The following is a 19,982-nucleotide window of genomic DNA, read 5'->3' as shown; positions in this document are numbered from 1 at the left end:
TCTCCTCCTTTTTGGAGGCGACAATCACCCCTTGTAGAATTGTCACCCTCCTACTTCCACTTTTTCACATAGGTTTCTGTTGCTTTTTGAAGTATGTTATATGCGTTGTCTGTGATGTTTTTTTGTTGCTTTTGTTGTTTGAGCAGTGCTTTGAATCCTTCCATATGTTTCACTATTTTTTCGATTTGTTGCAGTTTCTCAAAGTGCTGAACCGTAGTGAGATGGATTTGCAAAGCATGCAACGTCTGCTCGTTTGCGATTTCACCCCCTTTAAGGAGTTCATCAGCCAATGCCTTGATATCCTTTATGGTTTCAACGGCAACCCCTTGACTTTTCACGGGGATGATTTCATGGATTTGCGGTTTCACTTTGCCATCCCAAACAAGCTTCAATTCCAACACATGGTCGTATGCGGACATGTCGATTGCATGCAGCGATTCTGACAATATACCGGCATCATGCCAGCCTGTGGTATCCCTTATAGAAACCTTTGCGCCGGTAATCGCTGCCGGACTTTGCAAAATGATCAATTTTGCAAGATCAGTGTTTTTCACAAGCTTATAGCTGAGTTCACCCGATCCGTCTGTATCAGGCTGATAAAATGTTGCCAATTTGTTGTCGATTGCCTTGTCAGCTTCCTGCCCCTTAGACCCTAACGGCTTTGCATCGATAATAAGATGCTCGTTGCCTGGCAGTGCGCTGCCTTCGTTAATGATGATTTCATTCAATGCCAGCCAGGCATTATTGTCACTGGTGGAAACCAGGCGGACATACCTCGCACCGATTCCGTCTGTTTTCACACGTTTATATCGATATGGCACCTCATGATCCGGGAAATTCTTACTCAGGTCGTCAGGATGCTCGAACGTATGGATTGTTTTCCAGCTTTCTCCATCCTTAGATACTTGTAAATTCCCTTGTCTGAAGTAATCTTTTTCACCATCGCCAATGACAACAGCAACATTTTCCACGTTAACAACACCGCCCAGATCGACTTGGACATATTTTCCTTTGTCTTGCATGCCGCCAAACCAGACTTTGCTATTCAAATCTCCGTCAAACATATTGTCTGCCTTGCCTTCATAAACACTTTCATAGTTATGAGCCACTTTTGGTGCAGCAAATCTATTCAACGTCACTTCCAATTTGCCTAAATCAAAAGTGATATCCTTATTCGTCAGATTGATGATCCGTACATACGCCGCATCAGGATATGCCTCATCGTCGGTGGCTATTTTCTCCCACTCCACGCCATTCTCGGAGGCTTCCAACTGTAGTCCTTTCGTATCTGCATGCAGTGTAACTGCTCGCAAGCGTTCCAAGGTTGGGAGCTCGAGCCCGATGTATTGGTTTGGCTGCAGGGTGATGCCCGATAGATGTTGAATGCTTACTGAATCTTCCGTTGTTTTAATACTTGCATCATTCCATTTGCTCACATTGGTGTAAATGCTCGCTTTATGTTGACTGTCATTCACTTTGAATTCCCTGACAGCTGTCCATAAATCCGGTTTTCCTCCCGGTACACCAGCATGTGTCAAGCGGTATCGGACATATCTCGCTTCAATCTGTAAATCTGATGTATCTACCTTATGGCCGCTTCTCTCCCCGCCAATAGCTTTCCAGTCCTTGCCATCCCCGGAATATTCCAAAACACCTTTTTGAAAAATATCATGATCATCATCTGTTCTTCCCTGAAGGATATGCACATCTTCTACTTTGGTCGTTTTGCCCAAATCAAGGCCATACCAGTCGCCATTTTCCTGGACGACTTGGACATATGCATAGGTGTCCTCATCTCCGTCAACCATATTGCTGAAATCCTGATTTTCATAGGAAGAGATTGGAGTGCCTGCTGCTGGGGCGTCGGGGTTGATAGCCGTATTGATTTGACTGTCCAGTTTATTGATCATATCGTTAGCAAACGGTACGAGTCTTTTCGCCCCGGCTTCCACGGTAACATCCGGATAATTCAATTTTTTTACGGTATATTGCTTGGATTTAGCCATTGCATCCGATGCTATGGCTAGTCCTTCCCACGCTGCAGACGTATCCTTATCCTCCAATGCAATGGCTGATTCCACCGCATGTTTATCCGCCTGCAACACATCATGTAAACTGTTCAGCCATGGTTTGATTTCTTGTTTCATCTCTTCGTTCGTGCTTTTTTTGTTAAAATCATCGATGGCTTTCAGAATTTGATCGAATTCATTAATCAAATCCTGGCCGCTTGCTTTGATTGACTCTCTTTCTGAAAACTTTTTCAAAAATGCGTCCAGTTGATCTTTGATATTTTCAGATTCTCCGACAACGAGTCCGTGTCCGCTCGGAGATGGATCACTCAAATGATAAGCAATTGTTTTAAATGATTCAGCCACCTCAGGCGCAACATAATCAAATGAATCCTGCCAGCTTTGATCCTCATCGAAATCATCGACATTCCATGCAAAATCACCGACAGCGAACAATGCCACTTTGGAAAGTTCCGCTTGTTCCATCGGATTGGACACCACACCGGTAATGTTGTGCGTCCCTTTTTTCAGTACTTCGCCCTTACCTAGCATCAGCCTGCTGTCAACATAATCGTTCACCGGCCAATTCAGCCAAACAAATGGATCGCGCCTCGTAAATTGCTTCGGCCATGCCATATCTTTTTCATTGACAGTTCCGACAACACCGCTCCCTGTCCACATGATTTCCACGTTTTCCGAGACATTGCTTAATGCCTCAAGGTATGTCTGTCCTGCAGCATCTGTCCAGGATTGATTATAAAATGGCGGTGTGTATACTAATGGTTTCACATCGTTTTTTTCCTTGATCCAGTCTGCGACGTCTTTGATGAGCATCACATGCTTTTCTTTATCTTTAACGGCCTGTACTGTGCTGATATCATCCATAAATAACCCGAATTGACGGACACCTGCACTGTATAGTTGGTCCAGTTTATTTAACAATGTCTCCAACTCATGATCATAATCATCCCAATCAATCATACTGAAACCTGGATGAATCGCCCAGATGAAGTGTGTCTTCGTTTGATTGCCGACTGCTGCCAGTTCTTCAATCTTTTTCAATTCCGCTTTTGGATAAGGCGTTCGCCATTCCTTGTTATGGTACTTGTCGTCTTTTGGTCCAAAAATATATGCATTCATTTTCAACTTTCCGCCAAATCGCATCAGGCTCATCCGTTCTTCATGAGACCATGGAAAACCATAGAATCCCTCGATGAACCCGCGCCATTTCGTATCAGAATAGTCCTCGTATGTCACGGAATGGATACTGCGATCAATTAGCTGGTCCATCATCATGCGAAGGCTTGCCAAGCCATAATAGACAGATTCTGTATCTTTTCCAAGAATGGCAATCGATCCTTTTTCTTCCAAACTTTTATCAACGCTTAAAACATAAGGATCGATATGGTCAAAATGCTTTGGATCATAAGTAACATTCTTTTTCATGTATCGATCCACATAGCCATCAGAATCTTTCGTACCAAGTAAAATATTGGTTTGATCAGACTTCACAGATGTGGAAGTGGTATATGTCAGTTTTTTTCTATCAAGGATATCATGAAGGAATCCGACCGTTTCATTGTCGACATCACTTTCCACAACAATGTTGACTTTATCAGTAATCTGAAAATCCGTTTCCAAATCTTTTTCCTGATGTGGTATTGGGTATATGTCATATACTCTGTCATTATTTTCATTTGTAGTATCTTTCATGCCTTCGTTCGCCCCAGCGGAAACAATTGAAGCCGGCAGCAACACGCACAAAAACATCAACACAATCAACCTTCTCCCCATTCCATCACCCCTTATACATACGATGGGGGCAACCCCACTGTTTACCACTGCATCGCTTTAATGCAATAACGCAACAGGAGACTCCCCCTTCTTTAACACTTCATCACATGAATGTGCTACTACAGTAAGGAACAGCCCCCACCACGTTCGGACATGAATGCATGATCAATTTAGTTTAGTGAAGGGACTGTACCCTGGATTTTTTTATTCTTTTGTTTGGCTTGCTGTTTTTTGATTTTTCATGTTGTCCAGCTCTTTGAATACGCGCCAGATACTGAATAGGGCATATCCGAGAAGCAAGAGTCCTGGCAATACCATCAACAGGGATGCTCCAGCTTTGGAATTGGCAAATTCAAGCACGTATCCAGCGTATGGTATACGAAACCCCGTATATTGACCAACAACATTTTCCGCAGATACCGGCTCCATATCCGGGCCGTTATTCGCATCACCTTTCGTCTGATACGCCTGGCCATTTTCCAAGACCTTTGCCACACGGTGCGTGACCAGCATATTATCATCCTTTTTAAAGGTAATGACGTCCCCTTTATGGAACTGCTTGTTGCCATCAGTTGTTTCGATTGCAATCACAGATCCTGTTTTGAATTCAGGTTCCATCGATCCAGACAGTACGGTTTTCAACTGATAATGGAAGAGTTGAAATTCACCGCCTGAGAATCGATTTGACACAACGATCAAAATTACCGTACAGAACACGACAAACAATAAAACTGTCAATATCTTATTTACTATTTGCAATGTTTTACGTAATAGTTTCATATACCATCCGCCTTCTTTCCTGGCCTAAAATCACTTTTCATCCGACTGTTGCTTGTGCTCGCTTGTCTCTTCCTTGTCATCAGAAGTGGATTCCTTTTGCTTGCCTGGATGCTCTTTTTCCTGCCCAGCAACTTTGTTTCTCTGATCCTGCTTTGCTTTGTCTTCTTCAGATACCGTATCTTTCTTGGTCTGTTTTCTATCATCAGCTTTAGCATCTGCATCACCCTGCGATGCACCCGGCCGCTCGGAATCTTGTTCTTTTGCTCGAGCCTTAGAAGCAGATTTCTTCTCATCCGCTTGTTTTGCTTCTTTGTCCCCTGTCACGTCGCCATCTTCCGTTTTTTCCTGGTTCAGCTGTTTCTCACCTTCAGCTTTTTTATCGGATTCATCGGCATCATCTTCTTTTTCCTTTTCTTCCTCTTTTGCCTCCGAATCGAAATGTTCAGCTGCTTTCAATGTCATGTTAGTGTCTGTCTCATCCGTAAAAGTGGCTTCTGTAGGAACATTGAGCCAATACACTGTCCAAAACATTAAATAGCCCAAAGCAACGACCTTCCATAACACATTCATGACAGTTGCTGCAGTGGATTTCGGTTGTTTTCTGCGATGTATCATTTATTCTGGATCACCTGCCATAACAAAACTCACTGTTGATTCAGCGTCATTTGCAAATCTATTACTTTTCCTGACCATCCGTTTGTTGTGCTTCAAAAGTCCAATTCAATTTCAAAGAATCACCTTGGAACTGGTTTTGGTCTTCGCCGTTATCCAGAAAATTGAATTTGACGACCAGGTCATTCCCATCTTCCCCAGCTGGCAATCCACCATTTTCCAAAATTTCATCGAATACTTTATTGCCTACTGCTTCAGGTGTCATATTCTTTAAATCTGCCAATGTTGTTTTATAAATGACTTCATCGAATTTGTCCGCATTGTATAGAAACTCGACTTCAATATGTTTACCAAAATCATCTGTGTTATCGCCTTTTGCGTCAGTCACAGTGTAGTTTGTTTTCAGCAGGACTTTTTCAATATCGAGACTGCCGCTGTTTTTCAATTCAAAGTCCTTTGTTACAGAATCTCCCGGTTTCATACTATCGATATCCACAATTGTTGTCGGATCTACCGAAAGATCCAGTGTTCCCGCAGCGAAAGTGTTGGACGTTTCTTCACTGTCACTGAAATATGCATACGTTCCTCCACCAATCAAAGTCAATCCCAATGCCGCACTCATAATCCCCATACCTAATTGTTTCTTCAATCCCATTGTAAATTCCTCCCCAGAGTTTGGTATATTTAACGAGGGCAGTCCCCCGCCGTTTATCACTGTATCATTTGAATGTAACGGGGGACTGTCCCATCTTATTGCCACTTTTCCATTACGCTGTTGGCAGCATCTAACAATGTTTGATAGGCTTTTTCTGTCAGATGTTCTTTGTTTTTTTCATGTTTGAGCAATGTTTTGAAACCTTCCAGGTGCTTGTTCACTTTATCTGCTTTCTTTGCTGTTTCAAAATTCTCTACTGCCGATAAATGAACTGTCAGCGGACGTACAATCGTCTCATCAATCTCACCATCAGCAGCAAGTGTGTTCACTAGATCTTTGATATCGGCAGCATTAGCAGCCTGATGGACTTTCTCAATGCGCAAGTTATCTAAAATGAATGTTCCTGCGCCAGTATCCATGTCCAAGCTTGCCCCGTCACTGAAAATACCGATGTATGTCTGACCGTTTTCAGCACCGTTCACTGTGAATTCTGCCCGCTTCGTCTCAGTGGAAGCACCAAGTTTTTCATTAACTTCCAAACCTTTCACATCACCAATATTCTTCTCATCAACAGCCTCATTACCGGAGATGAATCGATATGAGCCATCAGCTGTTGTCTGATAGTCAAAAGAAACCTGATACTTTTCACCTGGTTCAAAGTGGAAATGCTGCGGGATCGTGCGATAAACCAATCCCTTGTTTCCAGTGTTCACTTTCAATGACCAGTTTCCGTCAATCACATCATCAACTTGCTTTTTGTCTGCCCAGCCTTTTTGCGTGTATGGTGCATGCAGCTCGGACAAATGAATGCGATTATCTTCCACACCCTCTGTATTACCGATGACAAACGGGTAAATGCCCTGTACGACTGATTCGAAATCCTGCTGGAAGACATCATCAGATACATCATTATCCAGCTTCTTCTGCACGATACGGATATCATCGAACTTCGTAGCGCCCTCACCTGCTTCACGGCTCAAAGTCAGCTTTGCACTGTCACTTTTCGCTTTGAAACTGACCTGCATACGCTGCATTTTACTGTTGTAGCCATCATTGGATGCATGCGAATCAGCTTTGACGTAATTCTTTTGCAAGCTGCGCAATGTGAAGTTGCTGACATCTTTTTTGCCGCCAGTCACTTCAAGCGTCGCTTTTTTGTCACTGTCATTTTCCACATATACTTCAGCGACATAGTCCTTACCAGGTTCCAAGTTAGAAATCGTTCTGGATACCGACGTTTTCTTTGCCGGGCTATCTACACGCAGGTAGTAGTCACCACTGCTCAAGTTTCTGGCAGCGCCAGTTTGGTTTGTGCGATCTACTGTAACTGCTTTTTCATCGCCGGTTATTTCCGTATAGGCATCATCTACTGTTCCTGCATTGAATCCAGTGTCATATACATGACCATCTGATTCCCAATCTTGTTTTTTCACTTCTGCATCATCTGTTGCGACAATGATATATGGCGTTGCAGCTTCTGCTTTGATCGTGATTTGGCCATCTTTTACAGTCAGCGTCTGCTTATCTTTGCGGCCTTGATCAGTCAGCTGATACATCGTAACTTCCTTCGCTTCTTTGAGTGAATCAGGCAGTGTCCAGGTGGATGTACCGCCTTTTAAGTTCCAGTGGTACAGTTTCTTCGCATCCTCGGTCTTGTGTTTGAAATCCTGCTTGACCCAAGGAATCAGATACTGACTGCCATCGAGTATCACGTTACCATTCAGCTTAATGGTGCGCTCTCTGGAATCGGCTTTTCTTGCAACAACGACTTGATCGCCGTTGCTTGGATCCTGCAATTTGATTTCTTTTTCAAGATTCGTTTTCGTTGGGTCTCCATCAGTCGTTTCCCAATTCGTTACATAATACTTTTGTAAAAATTTCGTTGGCAGGTTTGTATCGAAAGTCATTTTGATAAAGTTATCAAAGTTCTTATCCGACTGCCAGCCCTCAAATCCAGCTAGTTCAAAACCGCCCAATAATGGATGGTCTGCGGTACCGCCGGCCTCCGGCCAATTCAAGACCCAGGAATCCTTCTGATGGTTACTGATAAAACGTAATGCATCAGAATTGATGCCCTTGCTCTCTGTACCACCATAGTTCTTGTCAGTCGCCCAATGCTGCCATGTCGAGTAATTCGGCACAGCGGTACCGAACTCTGTGGACACTCTCCATCCTCGATCCATGAGCTGTTCGGCGATTCTATCAGACTCCCACTGATCCTGGTACCAAACATCCAGATAGATAAAAGCAAGTCCAGGCGCAGCTGTCTTCAGCTCATCCAGGCGCTTGGCACGTGTGCCAGAAGCTAAATCTTTGATCTTATCAATGGTGTAAGCTTGATCCAGCCAACCCCATCCTTTGGAACCCGGGCCATCGATGAAATCATCGTTGAAGGCTTTTGCCTCCGGATACGTTTCCTGGGCATTGATATGGACACCGACCTCAGTGTTATATTGATGGGCATTGTCAGTCAGCGTCTTCAAATCTGCTGCGCCACCCATACGTTCCCCAACATTGCCATAATCCGGATGGGCGCTGTCATGCCCTTCATTGCCATATCCTTTCAGCAAAACTGCCTGCCCAAGATCATCCGTTGCAAGAGAAACTTTTTTGATATTGTCCAGTGTTTTCAAAAATGGCTGCTGTGCCTGTGACCCGAAGTTCATCGCAATGCGCGTGCCAACATTGTTATTCACATTTTCATATCCCTTGATATCTTGCATGATATCCCGGTAAGCAATCGCCGCATCCTGCCAATCTACTTTGTTATCATTATTGATGTCTTCAGCAAGTGCGATCTTTATTGTTGGTTTCTCATCCGGTGATTCCGGCATGAAATCCCGATGGTAATAAAGCTTGTTGGAGCGTACGCCCATCGCCTTATCACCAGCTTCATTTTCAAAACGGCTGGCAAGCAGATTGCCGTATCCGTCAACCTCTGAGCTGGTCCAAACACCGGCACTAAGCTCACCGGTTGTCAAAAAGGCGGTATAGTAGCTGGCGGAAGATCCGATATTGTCCATCTTGTCATTGATGCTGACATCTGTATCGCCCGGCTTGTTCACATCACCGCTTAATTTGGTCAATTTCGCTGCTGCACCGTCCTGGCTCGCATCAGCTGAAATCAAGTCCATATCCTGGAATGCGATTGTTTCTATCGGTGCCTTTCCAGCATTTTTAATATCCTCGAATTGGTAAATCACTTTATTATCTGCCACTTGCAAGGACACTTTCACCGTTGCATCCATGTCCTCGAAATCATCCTTAAAAGTCATGGTGTACAACGCTTTTGAATCACTGACTTTTTCAAAAGCCACTTCAGGATAATAAAGCATCCCATTTACTGACAAACCATACACTGGCGTTTCCTGCCCGTGCATCACCTTATCGCCGACCTGATATTGCATCACGCGCGGGAAAACCTTATCGATTTTGACATCCATATAATCTGATTGAAGCATCTCTTCCATAGGTTCCGTTTCTGGCGGCTCAGGAGTTGTGTATTCCTGTGCACGCACATTCGAAAAGGTGATATTGGCAGCGCCGCGGCTTTTCTCAAAACCAAGCGAACCTGCTTTATCGACCCCATTTGGCTGGGCCCAGGAACCGATTTTTTCGTCATTTACATAAAGTGTTGCCGTATCATCAACGAATTTGATGCGTAAATGGTAGGTCTTGTCCGCCTTCAACGGCGTTCCTTTTGTCATGCTCGTCCATTCGTTGGCTGGGCCGAATATTTCACTAAAATACTGCTCATTCGTATCCCCTGTTCCAACATACTTATAAGTAGATTCACTTTGTACACGATAAATGAAGCCGAAACGATTCAAATCCTTGTCGGACTTGATATCTGCTTCAAAAATGCCATTTTTCATTTCCTTGATGCTGTTAAAAATGACTTTATTTTTACCTGTTGAGGTGACCCCGAACGTGACTGATCCGTCATCGTTATATGTAAGTTTCCCGTCACCCTGGATGACTTCTGCATCCCCATCTTGAAATGTTGATATCTGTTTGGAAGATGTCCTTGCTTTTGTTTGAAATGTTTGTGCTGTTTCACTTTTTTCTGTATGCTTGTCCACCGACGTCATTTTCTTCGTGTCAGATTTTCCTTCAGCATGGGCTATGCCATTACCAGTCATGATGCTTGGGAAAAGTAGCATACAGGCAAAAAACAGTGAAATTACTTTCTTGGAAATTCCTTTCACCGTATTCCCTCCCAAAAATATGTGCTTCTTGATGCGGTTTCCAAAATTAAAAACCTGCACCCCCTTCCCCCATCTTCTCTTTTCGCTACAAGGCAAACGTACATGAAATAAAACGCTTTCACAATAAGAATATTGTTTTATTTTTTATTAATATTGTTTTTTGATTGACTAATCTAAAAATTAGGTTAAAAGGCCCACATGATTTATTGATACATTTAGGGGAAAAGACTCTTGAAGAATTTTCGTTTAGGACCTAATGATTATATGCAAAGAATGTCAAATAAAAAAGAAATGTAAAAATGAAAGTTATGTATATCCAACAATGAAATCGCTTGCTTGTTTTTTCTCGTTCAGAACACTACATTATTTCTTAAATTAATGCTAAAATAACACTGTGAGGATGTATTACACACATTTCAGCATAATTTTTATGCACGGATGAAATTCATTTAATTATTATAGAGGAGTGGAATTGATGCAACAAAGTCAATTTGACAGAATCAAAAACGACAAAGGTTTCATCGCAGCTTTGGACCAAAGCGGCGGCAGTACACCAAAAGCACTTGCTGCATACGGTGTTTCAGAAGATGCATTTTCAAACCAGGAGGAAATGTTCGATCTCGTACACCAAATGCGAACAAGAATCATCACGTCCCCTGCATTTGATCCAAAATACATTTTGGGTGCTATCCTGTTTGAACAAACAATGGACAGCAAAATCGAAGGCCTTTACACTGCAGACTATCTTGCAGAGAAAAAAGGCATCGTTCCTTTCTTGAAAGTAGACAAAGGCCTTGCAGAAGAATCCAACGGTGTACAGGTTATGAAACCAATGCCAGAATTGGACGAGCTGCTGAAGCGCGCGAACGAACGCCATATTTTTGGTACAAAAATGCGTTCCGTCATTAAAGAACCAAACGCAGAGGGCATTAAAGCTGTCGTTGATCAGCAGTTTGAAGTCGGCAAACAAATTATTGCAGCCGGCCTTGTTCCGATCATCGAACCTGAAGTAGACATCAACAGCCCTGAAAAAGAAAAATGCGAAGAAATGCTGAAAGCGGAAATTCTGGACCACCTCAACAACTTAAGTGAAGACCAGAATGTCATGCTGAAAGTGACAATTCCTACAAAAACCAACACTTACAAAGAATTAATCGACCACCCACGCGTGGTACGTGTTGTCGCACTTTCCGGCGGATACTCCACAGACGTGGCAAACGAAAAATTGAAAGAAAACGACGGCCTGATCGCCAGCTTCTCCAGAGCGTTGAGCCAGGATTTGAACGTCAACCAAAGCGAAGAAGAATTCAATGCTGAATTGGAAAAAGCTGTTCAATCCATTTATGAGGCTTCTATCTAATCGGATTGATCATATTGAAAAACGGACTGTTTTGATAAGCAGCCCGTTTTTTTTTGCGTTTTTTTTGGGCTTTGGCGAAAATTGAAGTGCGGGTGTTTTTTTGCGGGGATTGTTCTGACAGAGACTCTATCAACAATTGGCGCATGGGTTTTGGGGTAGGCATTGCTTTGAGCGAGGGGCTATCAACAATTAGGATGCTGTTTTGCAGAGGTTATTGCTTTGAGCAGGGCTCTATCAGCAATTAGAATGCAAGTTTGAAGGAGTTATTGCTTATAGAAGGGCTCTATCAACAATTGCAACGCCGTTTTCGTAGAGTTATTGCTTATAGAAGCGCTCTATCAACAATTGCAACGCCGTTTTCGTAGAGTTATTGCTTATAGAAGGGCTCTATCAACAACTGCAACGCCGTTTTCATAGAGTTATTGCTCATAGAAGCGCTCTATCAACAATTGCAACGCCGTTTTCGTAGAGTTATTGCTTATAGAAGGCTCTATCATCAACTGCAACGCCGTTTTCATAGAGTTATTGCTCATAGAAGCGCTCTATCAACAATTGGGATGCTAGTTTACGAAAGTTATCGCTTTGAGTATTTCTCCACGATTCTTCAAAGCGCAACTTCTACTAAAAAATTGAACCGGTATTTCTCGCCGTGTACAATAAAGATAAAAGAATACGAAACCACCTACAAAAGGAGGCCATAAAATGGATGTAACGATACACTTGATGAATGGCAAATGGCATGAATACCTATTGGAAAATGACCATGGCATGCAAGTGGGTGTCCTGGATTTTGGCGGCATTATTACTAAAATGCTTGTACCGGACAAACGTGGACACCTCGAAAATGTTGTGCTGGGATATGAAAACTACCATGATTACGAAGAAAACCCGAACTGTTTCGGGGCGACCATCGGCAGAGTGGCTGGCCGGATCAAAGACGCCAGATTCACTATCGAGGGCCAAACTTACAGCCTCGAACAAAATGAAGGAAGTCATCATTTACATAGCGGCAAACACGGCTTTCAGCAAACCGTTTGGGACGCGAAGCCGTTTCGGGAGAATGACAAAGTTGGAGTCACTCTCCGTCATACTAGCCCCGATGGCGAAGGAGGCTACCCTGGTACAGTTAGCGCTCAAGTGACATACACACTCGACAATGCCAACAAGTTGACGATCGACTATCACGCAACAACAGACAAAACAACTCCCCTGGCGCTTACCAATCATTCCTACTTTAATCTAAGCGGGAATTTGCAAGATACAGTCGGCAGACACCATGTGCAAATGCCGGCCAACAACTTTGCGGAGCTCGACAATGAGCTGATTCCGACTGGAAAATTGCTCTCAACTGAGGGCACACCTTTTGATTTTCGCAGTGGAAAGTTTTTCGAGGACGGCTTGTTGAACGGGGACAGTCAAAATCAAATTGTCGGCGGCGGATACGATCACTTTTTCATTTTTGATAATCATGCAGCCCACGAAATGCTCGTCACGGAGCCAATCAGCGGCCGGACAATGACCGTTACCACTACGCAGCCCGGGGTAGTCTTGTATACTGCTAACGGACTGGAGGATGGACTCCCGCTCCAGAGTGGACGTTCCAGAAAGCACTTAGGATTTTGTTTGGAAACACAGGCCCACCCAGCAGCTTTGAATCATACAGACTTTCCGGAAATTTTACTGAGGCCGGAAGAAACATACCAGCACCAGACAGTTTTTCAATTTGGAATACATTAATAGAATAAAAAAACCATGCTGTTAAAAGCCAGAAATCTTTATTGGCTTGTAAACAGCATGGTTTTTAAGATGGCCTGTTTCTAATTTAAAAGTTCTCCCGGTTCTATTGAGCGCTGCTCTTTTTCCAATGTTCACTACTTAAGTTCAACGCGATTCCGCTCGAAACTCGCCCGATTGCTCGACGCCCGTGAAGTACCCATTCTATCGACTGTCGCTGTTGCGAAAGGCTTTGCCCGATACCATCCCAGCGCCCAACACTTCAAGCATTATCCTTTCACGGATCCTGCCAGCAATCCTCTTACAAAATATTTACCCAATAAAATATAGACGATCAATGTCGGCAGGGCAGCAATCAGCGCTCCGGCCATTTGCACGTTCCACTGAACGATCTGACTGCCGGATAGATTTTGCAGGGCTACCATGACAGGCTGATTATCTGATGTGGTCACTGTCACAGCAAACAGGAATTCATTCCAGATATTCGTAAACTGCCAGATGGCCACCACGACGAATCCTGTGATCGACAGCGGAACAATGATATGCCGAAAAATCCCAAGGAAATTTGCTCCGTCAATCTGTGCGGACTCCAGCATTTCATCAGGGATATTGGCATAAAAATTGCGGAACATCAACGTCGTGATCGGGATTCCATACACGACGTGAACCAGGATCAGTCCTGGAATCGTGTTATACAATTCGATGTTGCGCAGAAACTGGATCATCGGAATCAAAATGCTCTGATATGGGATGAACATCCCGAACAAAATGATCGTAAATAGTGTTTCAGAGCCTTTGAATCGCCACTTGGACAGCACATAGCCGTTCATTGCGCCAAGCAAAGCCGACAATAAAGTTGCCGGAATCACGAGGTAGAGGCTGTTCAGCAAATTCGGAGCCAGATGGGAAAAAGCGTCCGCATATGCATGAAAATCAATCGCTGTCGGCAGCTTCCACATGTTCTCCAAGGAAACCTCGCTATTTGGCTTCAAACTGGTGACAATGATGACGTAGACAGGCATCAGGAATATAATGGAAAACAGTATCAAAATACCGTATTTTATTGGCTTGCCGATATAAGCCCTCATGCCTTATCACCCTTTCTTGCCGACCATAGATATGGCACGATGAACACTGCTACAAGCAGCAGCATAATGATCGCGATTGCCGCACCATTGGCGTAATAATTACCGCGGAAAGTCGTTTCAAACATGTAAACCCCGGGAACATCGGTGACAAAATTCGCACCTGCTCCGGTCATTGCATAAATCAGGTCGAAAATTTTCAAAGATATATGTGCCATGATAATGATGACGCTGACCGTTATCGGTGCCAGCATTGGCAGTACGACTTTGCGATATACTTGAAATTCCGACGCTCCGTCCATGCGTGCCGCTTCCCTAAGTTCGTCCGGTATTCCGCGCAGACCTGCAAGATACATCGCCATCGAAAAGCCGGTCATTTGCCACACAGCAGCAATGACAACAGCAATAATGGCGACCGGAACACCGAATTCGATGCTCCCCCATTTGAATCCAGCCAAAATATTCGTATCCGTATACCATTTCGGATGAATACCGAACACACTTAAAAATTTATTGAAACCTGTAGAAGGATTCAAAAGCCATTGCCACACTACCCCTGTAACGATGAAAGAAAGTGCCATCGGGAACAGGAATATATTACGGAAGAAGCTTTCCCCTTTCAGCTTCTGATCGATCAGGATGGCAAACCCGCCCCCCAATACAATGACCATCAAGATGAAAAAGATCGTGAAGAAAACGGTATTGCGCAAATCTGACTGGAAGCGAAAATCATGGAATAAATAGATGTAGTTTTTCAATCCGGCAAATGAAAAATCCGGTACGATCGTATTATAATTACTAAGTGATACATAACCGGTCCAGCTGATGAACCCGTACACAAATACGAGAATTAAAATGAATGAAGGCATTAAAAAGCCAAATGCTGTCCATTGGTCTTTGGTGATTTTCTTTTTACGTTTTGCTTGTACTGCCTTAGCCATATACAACCTCCTTGCTATAGCCAGCTTGAAAATTTGGCGTTCGCCAAGCGTAAAGTGAATTACTGCGCTGCCCTCTTCTTTCCGCTTAAAAAAACGAGGAGCTGCCTTGCTTGCCGGCAGCTCCACCTTTTTTTCAACCAGCACCTTCAGCCCTGTCTCCTCAAGTGCCATGCCGATTGTACAACTTGAGGCGACCGGTAATTCTTTACATTTCCGGTGCCGCGTTCTTCAGTGCTTGAATCAATGTATCAACATCTTTTTGTGTAACGAAGATATTGACTGCCTGGTTCGCTTTTGTCAGGAAACCTTCTGATGCAGCTGAACCGTGAGCAAGACTTGGAACCAATGTGGTTTCTTTGAAATCTTTCATCGTATCCTTGCCATAATCATCATACTTGGACTCATCCGCATCAACACGTGCCGGGATGGATCCTTTCAGCGGGTTGAAGATATCCTGTGCTTCAGTTGATCCCAGGAAAGTCAAGAATTTCTTGACTTGATCCGGATTGTCTACCCCTTTAGGCAAGCCGAATGTGTCTGTGATAATGGTGAAATCTTTATCTGTATCAGGGAAGGCAAAGTAACCGAAATCTTCATTTGTTTTCAAATCAAGATCATTGACGAAATAACCTTTTGCCCAGTCACCCATGTTTAGCATCGCTGCATCGCCATTGGCAACAAGCTGTGCTGAGTCTTGCCAGTTGCGTGATGCATGATCATCATTGATATAATCAAGCAATTTGCCAAACTTTTTGGCAGCGTTTACGACACGCTTGTCATCAAATGCGATATCGCCTTTGAACAGCTTCTGATAATCATCAGGGCCAAGTTCCGCAAGCAGCACATTTTCAAAAATCATCGTAGCCGTCCATGATTCTTTGTCACCCATTGCAAGCGGTGTGATATCTGCTTTTTTCAGTTTGTCAGCCGCAGCAACAAACTCATCGAATGTTTTTGGCACATCGATACCGTTGTCTTTAAATACTTTCTTGTTATAGAAAATGACATTACCGCGGTGGATATCCACTGGCACGGAATAAATTTTGCCATCACTGCTGACCAAGTCGATCAAGTCTTTCGGAAACTTATCCATCCAATCATTTTCTTTGTATAAGCCATCGAGCGTCTCCATCTTGTCTGCCGCGACCCAACTCTTGTTCAATTCTTCCCCACCGTGCACCTGGAAAGTCGATGGCGGATCATCGCCCTGCATTCTAGTCGCAAGAACTGCCTTCGCATTCGTTCCGGCACCTCCGGCAACAGCTGCATTTTTGACCTTCAGATCAGAGTTTTCTTCCTGAAATTTGTCAATCAGCGCCAGCAAGCCATCTTCTTCACCCGCTCCTGTCCACCAACTGAAAATTTCTACCTGGTTCTTGCCGCCGCTTTTCTTATCTTTGTCAGCGGATTTTCCGCCGGCATCATCTGAGCCACAAGCAGCCACTACCATCGCCAGGGCAAGCAATACTATAAGTCCATAAAGCTTTTTCAATGCATATTCCCCCTTTTGTTTACTGATTCTATAAACGTACCCCTTTGCTGATAACGCTTACAAATATCATTATAAAAGAAAACCGCCCAGCCTGGACGGAAAAATTACTGTACTTTTTTACTATTTGCTTCACTATTTTAAGATTTCAGCCAGGAGGATTGTTAATTGGGCTGGCTAAAGTCTGATCAAAAAAACCACAGCAAACTAGGTTTTATATTTAGCTTGCCATCATATAGCTCACTTGTTCAATAACGTGCGTTGATGTCTTATTCCAAAATCGAATATGTAATCAGTCTCCTTTAGATTTTGATATAAAATAATTTATCGGTCCCATAAATAGTACCCCTCCGAAAGCAAAGCCCAGGAAAATAGCTGAATATGATATCAAATCAAAATCCTCGCCCATAAAATAATCTTTGATAATACGAATGATTGTAATCATAACAGGGGCTGCTACTGACCAAAACAACATTATTTTTAAACCCTTGGACATACCTCCACCCCCACACCCTTGTTACATAATCTGACCTGATTCTTAGGCAGGGCCTTATTGGCCCAAGAAGGCATTTGCTATTACTAATATGCTCTGAACCATTTATAAAAAAGATGGATGGTTTATCTTTTTGAAACGAAAGAGGATAACGGGGGCAGCATTCTGTTCCCAACAGGGTTTTGAATCCTTTATAAGTCCCTTCCACTCACCCAATTTTACGCTCCCCCTTCATATTCGAATACACTGTGATATTCCTCTATCCAACCGATTATTCGTATGTTATATACCTTACTTCGCAATTTGGCTGAGAGCAACCCTTTATTCCGTTAAAACGTCCGTTTTCTGAACTTATTCATCATATAAATCTTTATCATCATAAGCCCGTGTCCAATGAAATGGCTGTATTTCCTTTAAGGTTTTAAACGTTAGGTTCTTATCTTCAGAAGTTATCGCTGCTTTGACATCTGTTCCCCAATAAAGCAGTCTTTCTTGGCAAACGCCACAAGGCGTTAGAATTTTAAACCCAGAATTCTCATCATCCCGCACTACGCACAAAGAATGGGTAATCTTTTTATTTAACTTATGTGCTTCGAGAATTGCACCTGTTTCAATACATAGTTCCGTTGAGGCGTTGATCACATCTGGCGCTACACTCGTTAGTACCTGACCATCCTCAGTATACATTGCTGCTGCACCACCCCAACCGGAAGGATATCTGTTTTTCAACAAATCAATTGCTTCATCATAGAGTTTTTGTTCAATGTTCATTTTATCTCCCTCTTTCTAAAAAAAATTGCTTCAAACTCCTTTTCATTCTACATATTATTCAATTCAATACCTCTTATATATCCAATGGCATACCAGATTGATACAAGGTTGATGTCTGATTAGCAAGTTGTCTCGCCTACTCCTTTCCACACTCAAAGCACTGTTTGTCTATATCGTTATCACCGTACATACGCAGCTCCTTTTCTATACCACAAGTGTTGCAGCAATCAAAGTATATCTGCGGAAGTATGCCTGCTTCAGCCAAAGGAGCCCATTCCTCTTCATATAACTTTTTGTCATACCATAATCTGTACATACAAGTTTACCATTGTGATCCAAAGATGCTGTATGTTTTTAAACATTTATTTGAAATTTATTTTTATTATGTTCCTGCTAAAATCACCGTTGTCACAAAGATTATTTGAAGGACAGTTCTAGGTAACAAAGACGTTACGGGGCTTTCACCAATCTTTACACTTAACTTTGCAGCATGAATATTAGCTGGAAACATAACAATTAGTAAAATTGCCAGGCATATCGAAGCGATTTTAGAAGTGAGCGGTATTAGTAGACCTATAGCACCAATAATCTCTAGTATTCCCGTCAATGTTACGATGAAATTAGGATTTGGCAACGATGGAGGCACCATGTTAATAAGACCTGCACGTCTTTTTCCCCAATGAGCCATTGCCGTAAATAGAAACATAACAGCAATGGCCAGGCGCAATGATGTCTGCCATTCGTCCAAAGGAAATTCAAAAAAACCAATGACACTAAACATCAGAAATGAAACAATTAGAACAATAAATGGAGCTATTTCATTCATCCCCTCTCGTTAAATTAAAATGTTTTTGTAACCATCATATACAAAATAACCACAGGTAATAAGGTAGCTGCAATTCCAAAGATTGCCCAATAACGAGATGCTCTTCTATACTTATTCGAGATGATGCCATTGTCTATGGCACAGCTACTGTGACGGATCATACTTCGCTGTATGGGGATGAGTATCGCCAGCCAAAGGATGCCGGTTAATACGAACAGGAATATTGACAAGGTTAGCCAATTGAAAGTCATCATGGAATAGCCTGATTGGACAGACATTAGAATACCGGAAACAATGATTAAGATTAATCCAGGCAGTGTAAAGAGGAAATCAGCCAACATAATGTTTTTCACAGTGTGATGGATAAACTCAGGATCCCTTTTCATATCAGCTCTAACTTTCCAAAACGCTGCCGTGACAATGTTCCCAAGAAAAATAACTACTCCAAAAATATGCAAAAACAACAAAACGTTCAAAGAGTCCACCCCCCTTTCTTTTATGTTTGTTTCGCTTCCAGCAAGTCCGCCATAAGTATTGAAAAATCATCTGTACTGAATGCATGAGAATCATTGGAAATGGAATTTCGCACACGGAACCCGTAGGAAATCAATATGAATAATTCTGCTGTCCTATCTGCATTGACTGATAAGGGGATGACCCCAGCATGCTGACCAGCTGTAATCCATTGTTTGGATAGCCGAACGGCCTGGTCGTAAAATTTATTGATGATTTCACTGACAATTGGCTGATTGTGCTTCGATAACAAATAAAGAAAGATTCGATTTGTCGCATCGAGGGGGTCTTGAAGTGACGGCAGTTTTCTAACGATTTCTTTCATAGGCCCCTCAAATTCTTTTTTACCTTCATTTACTTTTTCAAAAAAACGATCATTAATTTTTTCCATTCTCTCCTGTAAAACTAATGCCAATAGTTCATCCTTGCTCCTTACATAATGGTATATAGCTCCTTTGGAAAGTTTCGTACGTTTGATAATGTCGTTCAGGGTCATATTGTTACACCCTTTTTCTTGTACTAAATCTTTTGTTGTGTCCAATAGTAACTCTTTTGTCCTTTTTCGTTTCGATTCCCGATCCAATACATTTCATCCTTTATTGCTAGCATTTTTTAAATTTGTAAGGTCATTATTACATACCGACCGGCGGTTTGTAAAGTAATAAAATAAAAATTGAAATAAATCTTTTTTCTTATCCGATTACCTGTTTAA

Annotated in this window: 15 protein-coding genes; 2 read left to right on the top strand and 13 right to left on the bottom strand. The window is 42.7% G+C overall.

The annotated features are described in order from the left end of the window. Window positions 1-50: 50 nt before the first annotated feature. The 5 genes from ACFSMW_RS16335 to ACFSMW_RS16315 all read right to left on the bottom strand — a co-directional run bounded on the left by ACFSMW_RS16335 (window position 51) and on the right by ACFSMW_RS16315 (window position 10,058). Window positions 51-3,803 (bottom strand): beta-N-acetylglucosaminidase domain-containing protein, encoded by a 3,753-nt coding sequence (locus ACFSMW_RS16335; protein ID WP_390357364.1) that lies wholly within the window; start codon window positions 3,801-3,803, stop codon window positions 51-53. 204 nt (window positions 3,804-4,007) lie between these two features. Then, a complete protein-coding gene (gene sipW, locus ACFSMW_RS16330) occupies window positions 4,008-4,583 on the bottom strand; it encodes a signal peptidase I SipW (RefSeq protein WP_390357363.1) in 576 nt (191 codons plus the stop codon). A gap of 30 nt (window positions 4,584-4,613) precedes the next feature. Continuing rightward, window positions 4,614-5,198 (bottom strand): hypothetical protein, encoded by a 585-nt coding sequence (locus tag ACFSMW_RS16325; protein WP_390357362.1) that lies wholly within the window; start codon window positions 5,196-5,198, stop codon window positions 4,614-4,616. Window positions 5,199-5,259: 61 nt separating this feature from the next. Beyond that, complete coding sequence (locus tag ACFSMW_RS16320) at window positions 5,260-5,850, bottom strand: TasA family protein (protein WP_390357361.1); 591 nt, start codon at window positions 5,848-5,850, stop codon at window positions 5,260-5,262. Between the two features lie 95 nt (window positions 5,851-5,945). Next, on the bottom strand, window positions 5,946-10,058 hold the full coding sequence (locus ACFSMW_RS16315) for an endo-alpha-N-acetylgalactosaminidase family protein (protein WP_390357360.1): 4,113 nt from the start codon (window positions 10,056-10,058) through the stop codon (window positions 5,946-5,948). A 475-nt stretch (window positions 10,059-10,533) separates the two neighbouring features. On the opposite strand from ACFSMW_RS16315, the gene ACFSMW_RS16310 reads away from it, so the two are divergent. Both ACFSMW_RS16310 and ACFSMW_RS16305 read left to right on the top strand, forming a co-directional pair. Further along, on the top strand, window positions 10,534-11,418 hold the full coding sequence (locus ACFSMW_RS16310) for a fructose bisphosphate aldolase (RefSeq protein ID WP_390357359.1): 885 nt from the start codon (window positions 10,534-10,536) through the stop codon (window positions 11,416-11,418). A gap of 702 nt (window positions 11,419-12,120) precedes the next feature. Beyond that, complete coding sequence (locus tag ACFSMW_RS16305; RefSeq protein WP_390357358.1) at window positions 12,121-13,155, top strand: aldose epimerase family protein; 1,035 nt, start codon at window positions 12,121-12,123, stop codon at window positions 13,153-13,155. 266 nt (window positions 13,156-13,421) lie between these two features. On the opposite strand, the gene ACFSMW_RS16300 is transcribed toward ACFSMW_RS16305, so the two are convergent. The 8 genes from ACFSMW_RS16300 to ACFSMW_RS16265 form a co-directional block, all read right to left on the bottom strand. Then, window positions 13,422-14,240 (bottom strand): carbohydrate ABC transporter permease, encoded by an 819-nt coding sequence (locus ACFSMW_RS16300; RefSeq protein WP_390357357.1) that lies wholly within the window; start codon window positions 14,238-14,240, stop codon window positions 13,422-13,424. Next, complete coding sequence (locus ACFSMW_RS16295) at window positions 14,237-15,178, bottom strand: carbohydrate ABC transporter permease (protein ID WP_390357668.1); 942 nt, start codon at window positions 15,176-15,178, stop codon at window positions 14,237-14,239. Before ACFSMW_RS16295 ends, ACFSMW_RS16300 begins: the two co-directional genes overlap by 4 nt. 205 nt (window positions 15,179-15,383) lie before the next feature. Then, entirely contained in the window at window positions 15,384-16,670 is a 1,287-nt protein-coding gene (locus ACFSMW_RS16290; RefSeq protein ID WP_390357356.1) for an ABC transporter substrate-binding protein, read from the bottom strand. A 289-nt stretch (window positions 16,671-16,959) separates the two neighbouring features. Continuing rightward, window positions 16,960-17,163 carry a hypothetical protein gene (locus ACFSMW_RS16285; protein ID WP_390357355.1) on the bottom strand — a complete coding sequence of 68 codons (204 nt, stop codon included), beginning with the start codon at window positions 17,161-17,163 and terminating at the stop codon, window positions 16,960-16,962. 348 nt (window positions 17,164-17,511) lie between these two features. Continuing rightward, window positions 17,512-17,931 carry a cytidine deaminase gene (locus ACFSMW_RS16280; RefSeq protein WP_390357354.1) on the bottom strand — a complete coding sequence of 140 codons (420 nt, stop codon included), beginning with the start codon at window positions 17,929-17,931 and terminating at the stop codon, window positions 17,512-17,514. Window positions 17,932-18,313: 382 nt separating this feature from the next. Next, window positions 18,314-18,757: a DoxX family protein gene (locus ACFSMW_RS16275; RefSeq protein ID WP_390357353.1), complete on the bottom strand. Its 444-nt coding sequence runs from the start codon at window positions 18,755-18,757 to the stop codon at window positions 18,314-18,316. Window positions 18,758-18,771: 14 nt separating this feature from the next. After that, the gene (locus tag ACFSMW_RS16270; RefSeq protein ID WP_390357352.1) at window positions 18,772-19,242 is read right to left on the bottom strand and encodes a DUF2269 family protein; all 471 of its coding nucleotides are present in this window, start codon (window positions 19,240-19,242) and stop codon (window positions 18,772-18,774) included. Between the two features lie 11 nt (window positions 19,243-19,253). Beyond that, window positions 19,254-19,853 (bottom strand): TetR/AcrR family transcriptional regulator, encoded by a 600-nt coding sequence (locus ACFSMW_RS16265; RefSeq protein ID WP_390357351.1) that lies wholly within the window; start codon window positions 19,851-19,853, stop codon window positions 19,254-19,256. Window positions 19,854-19,982 lie beyond the last annotated feature (129 nt).

The sequence above is a fragment of the Tigheibacillus halophilus genome, assembly GCF_042683165.1.
Lineage (GTDB): Bacteria > Bacillota > Bacilli > Bacillales > Amphibacillaceae > Tigheibacillus > Tigheibacillus halophilus.
This window is presented reverse-complemented; position numbering and strand designations above follow the sequence as displayed.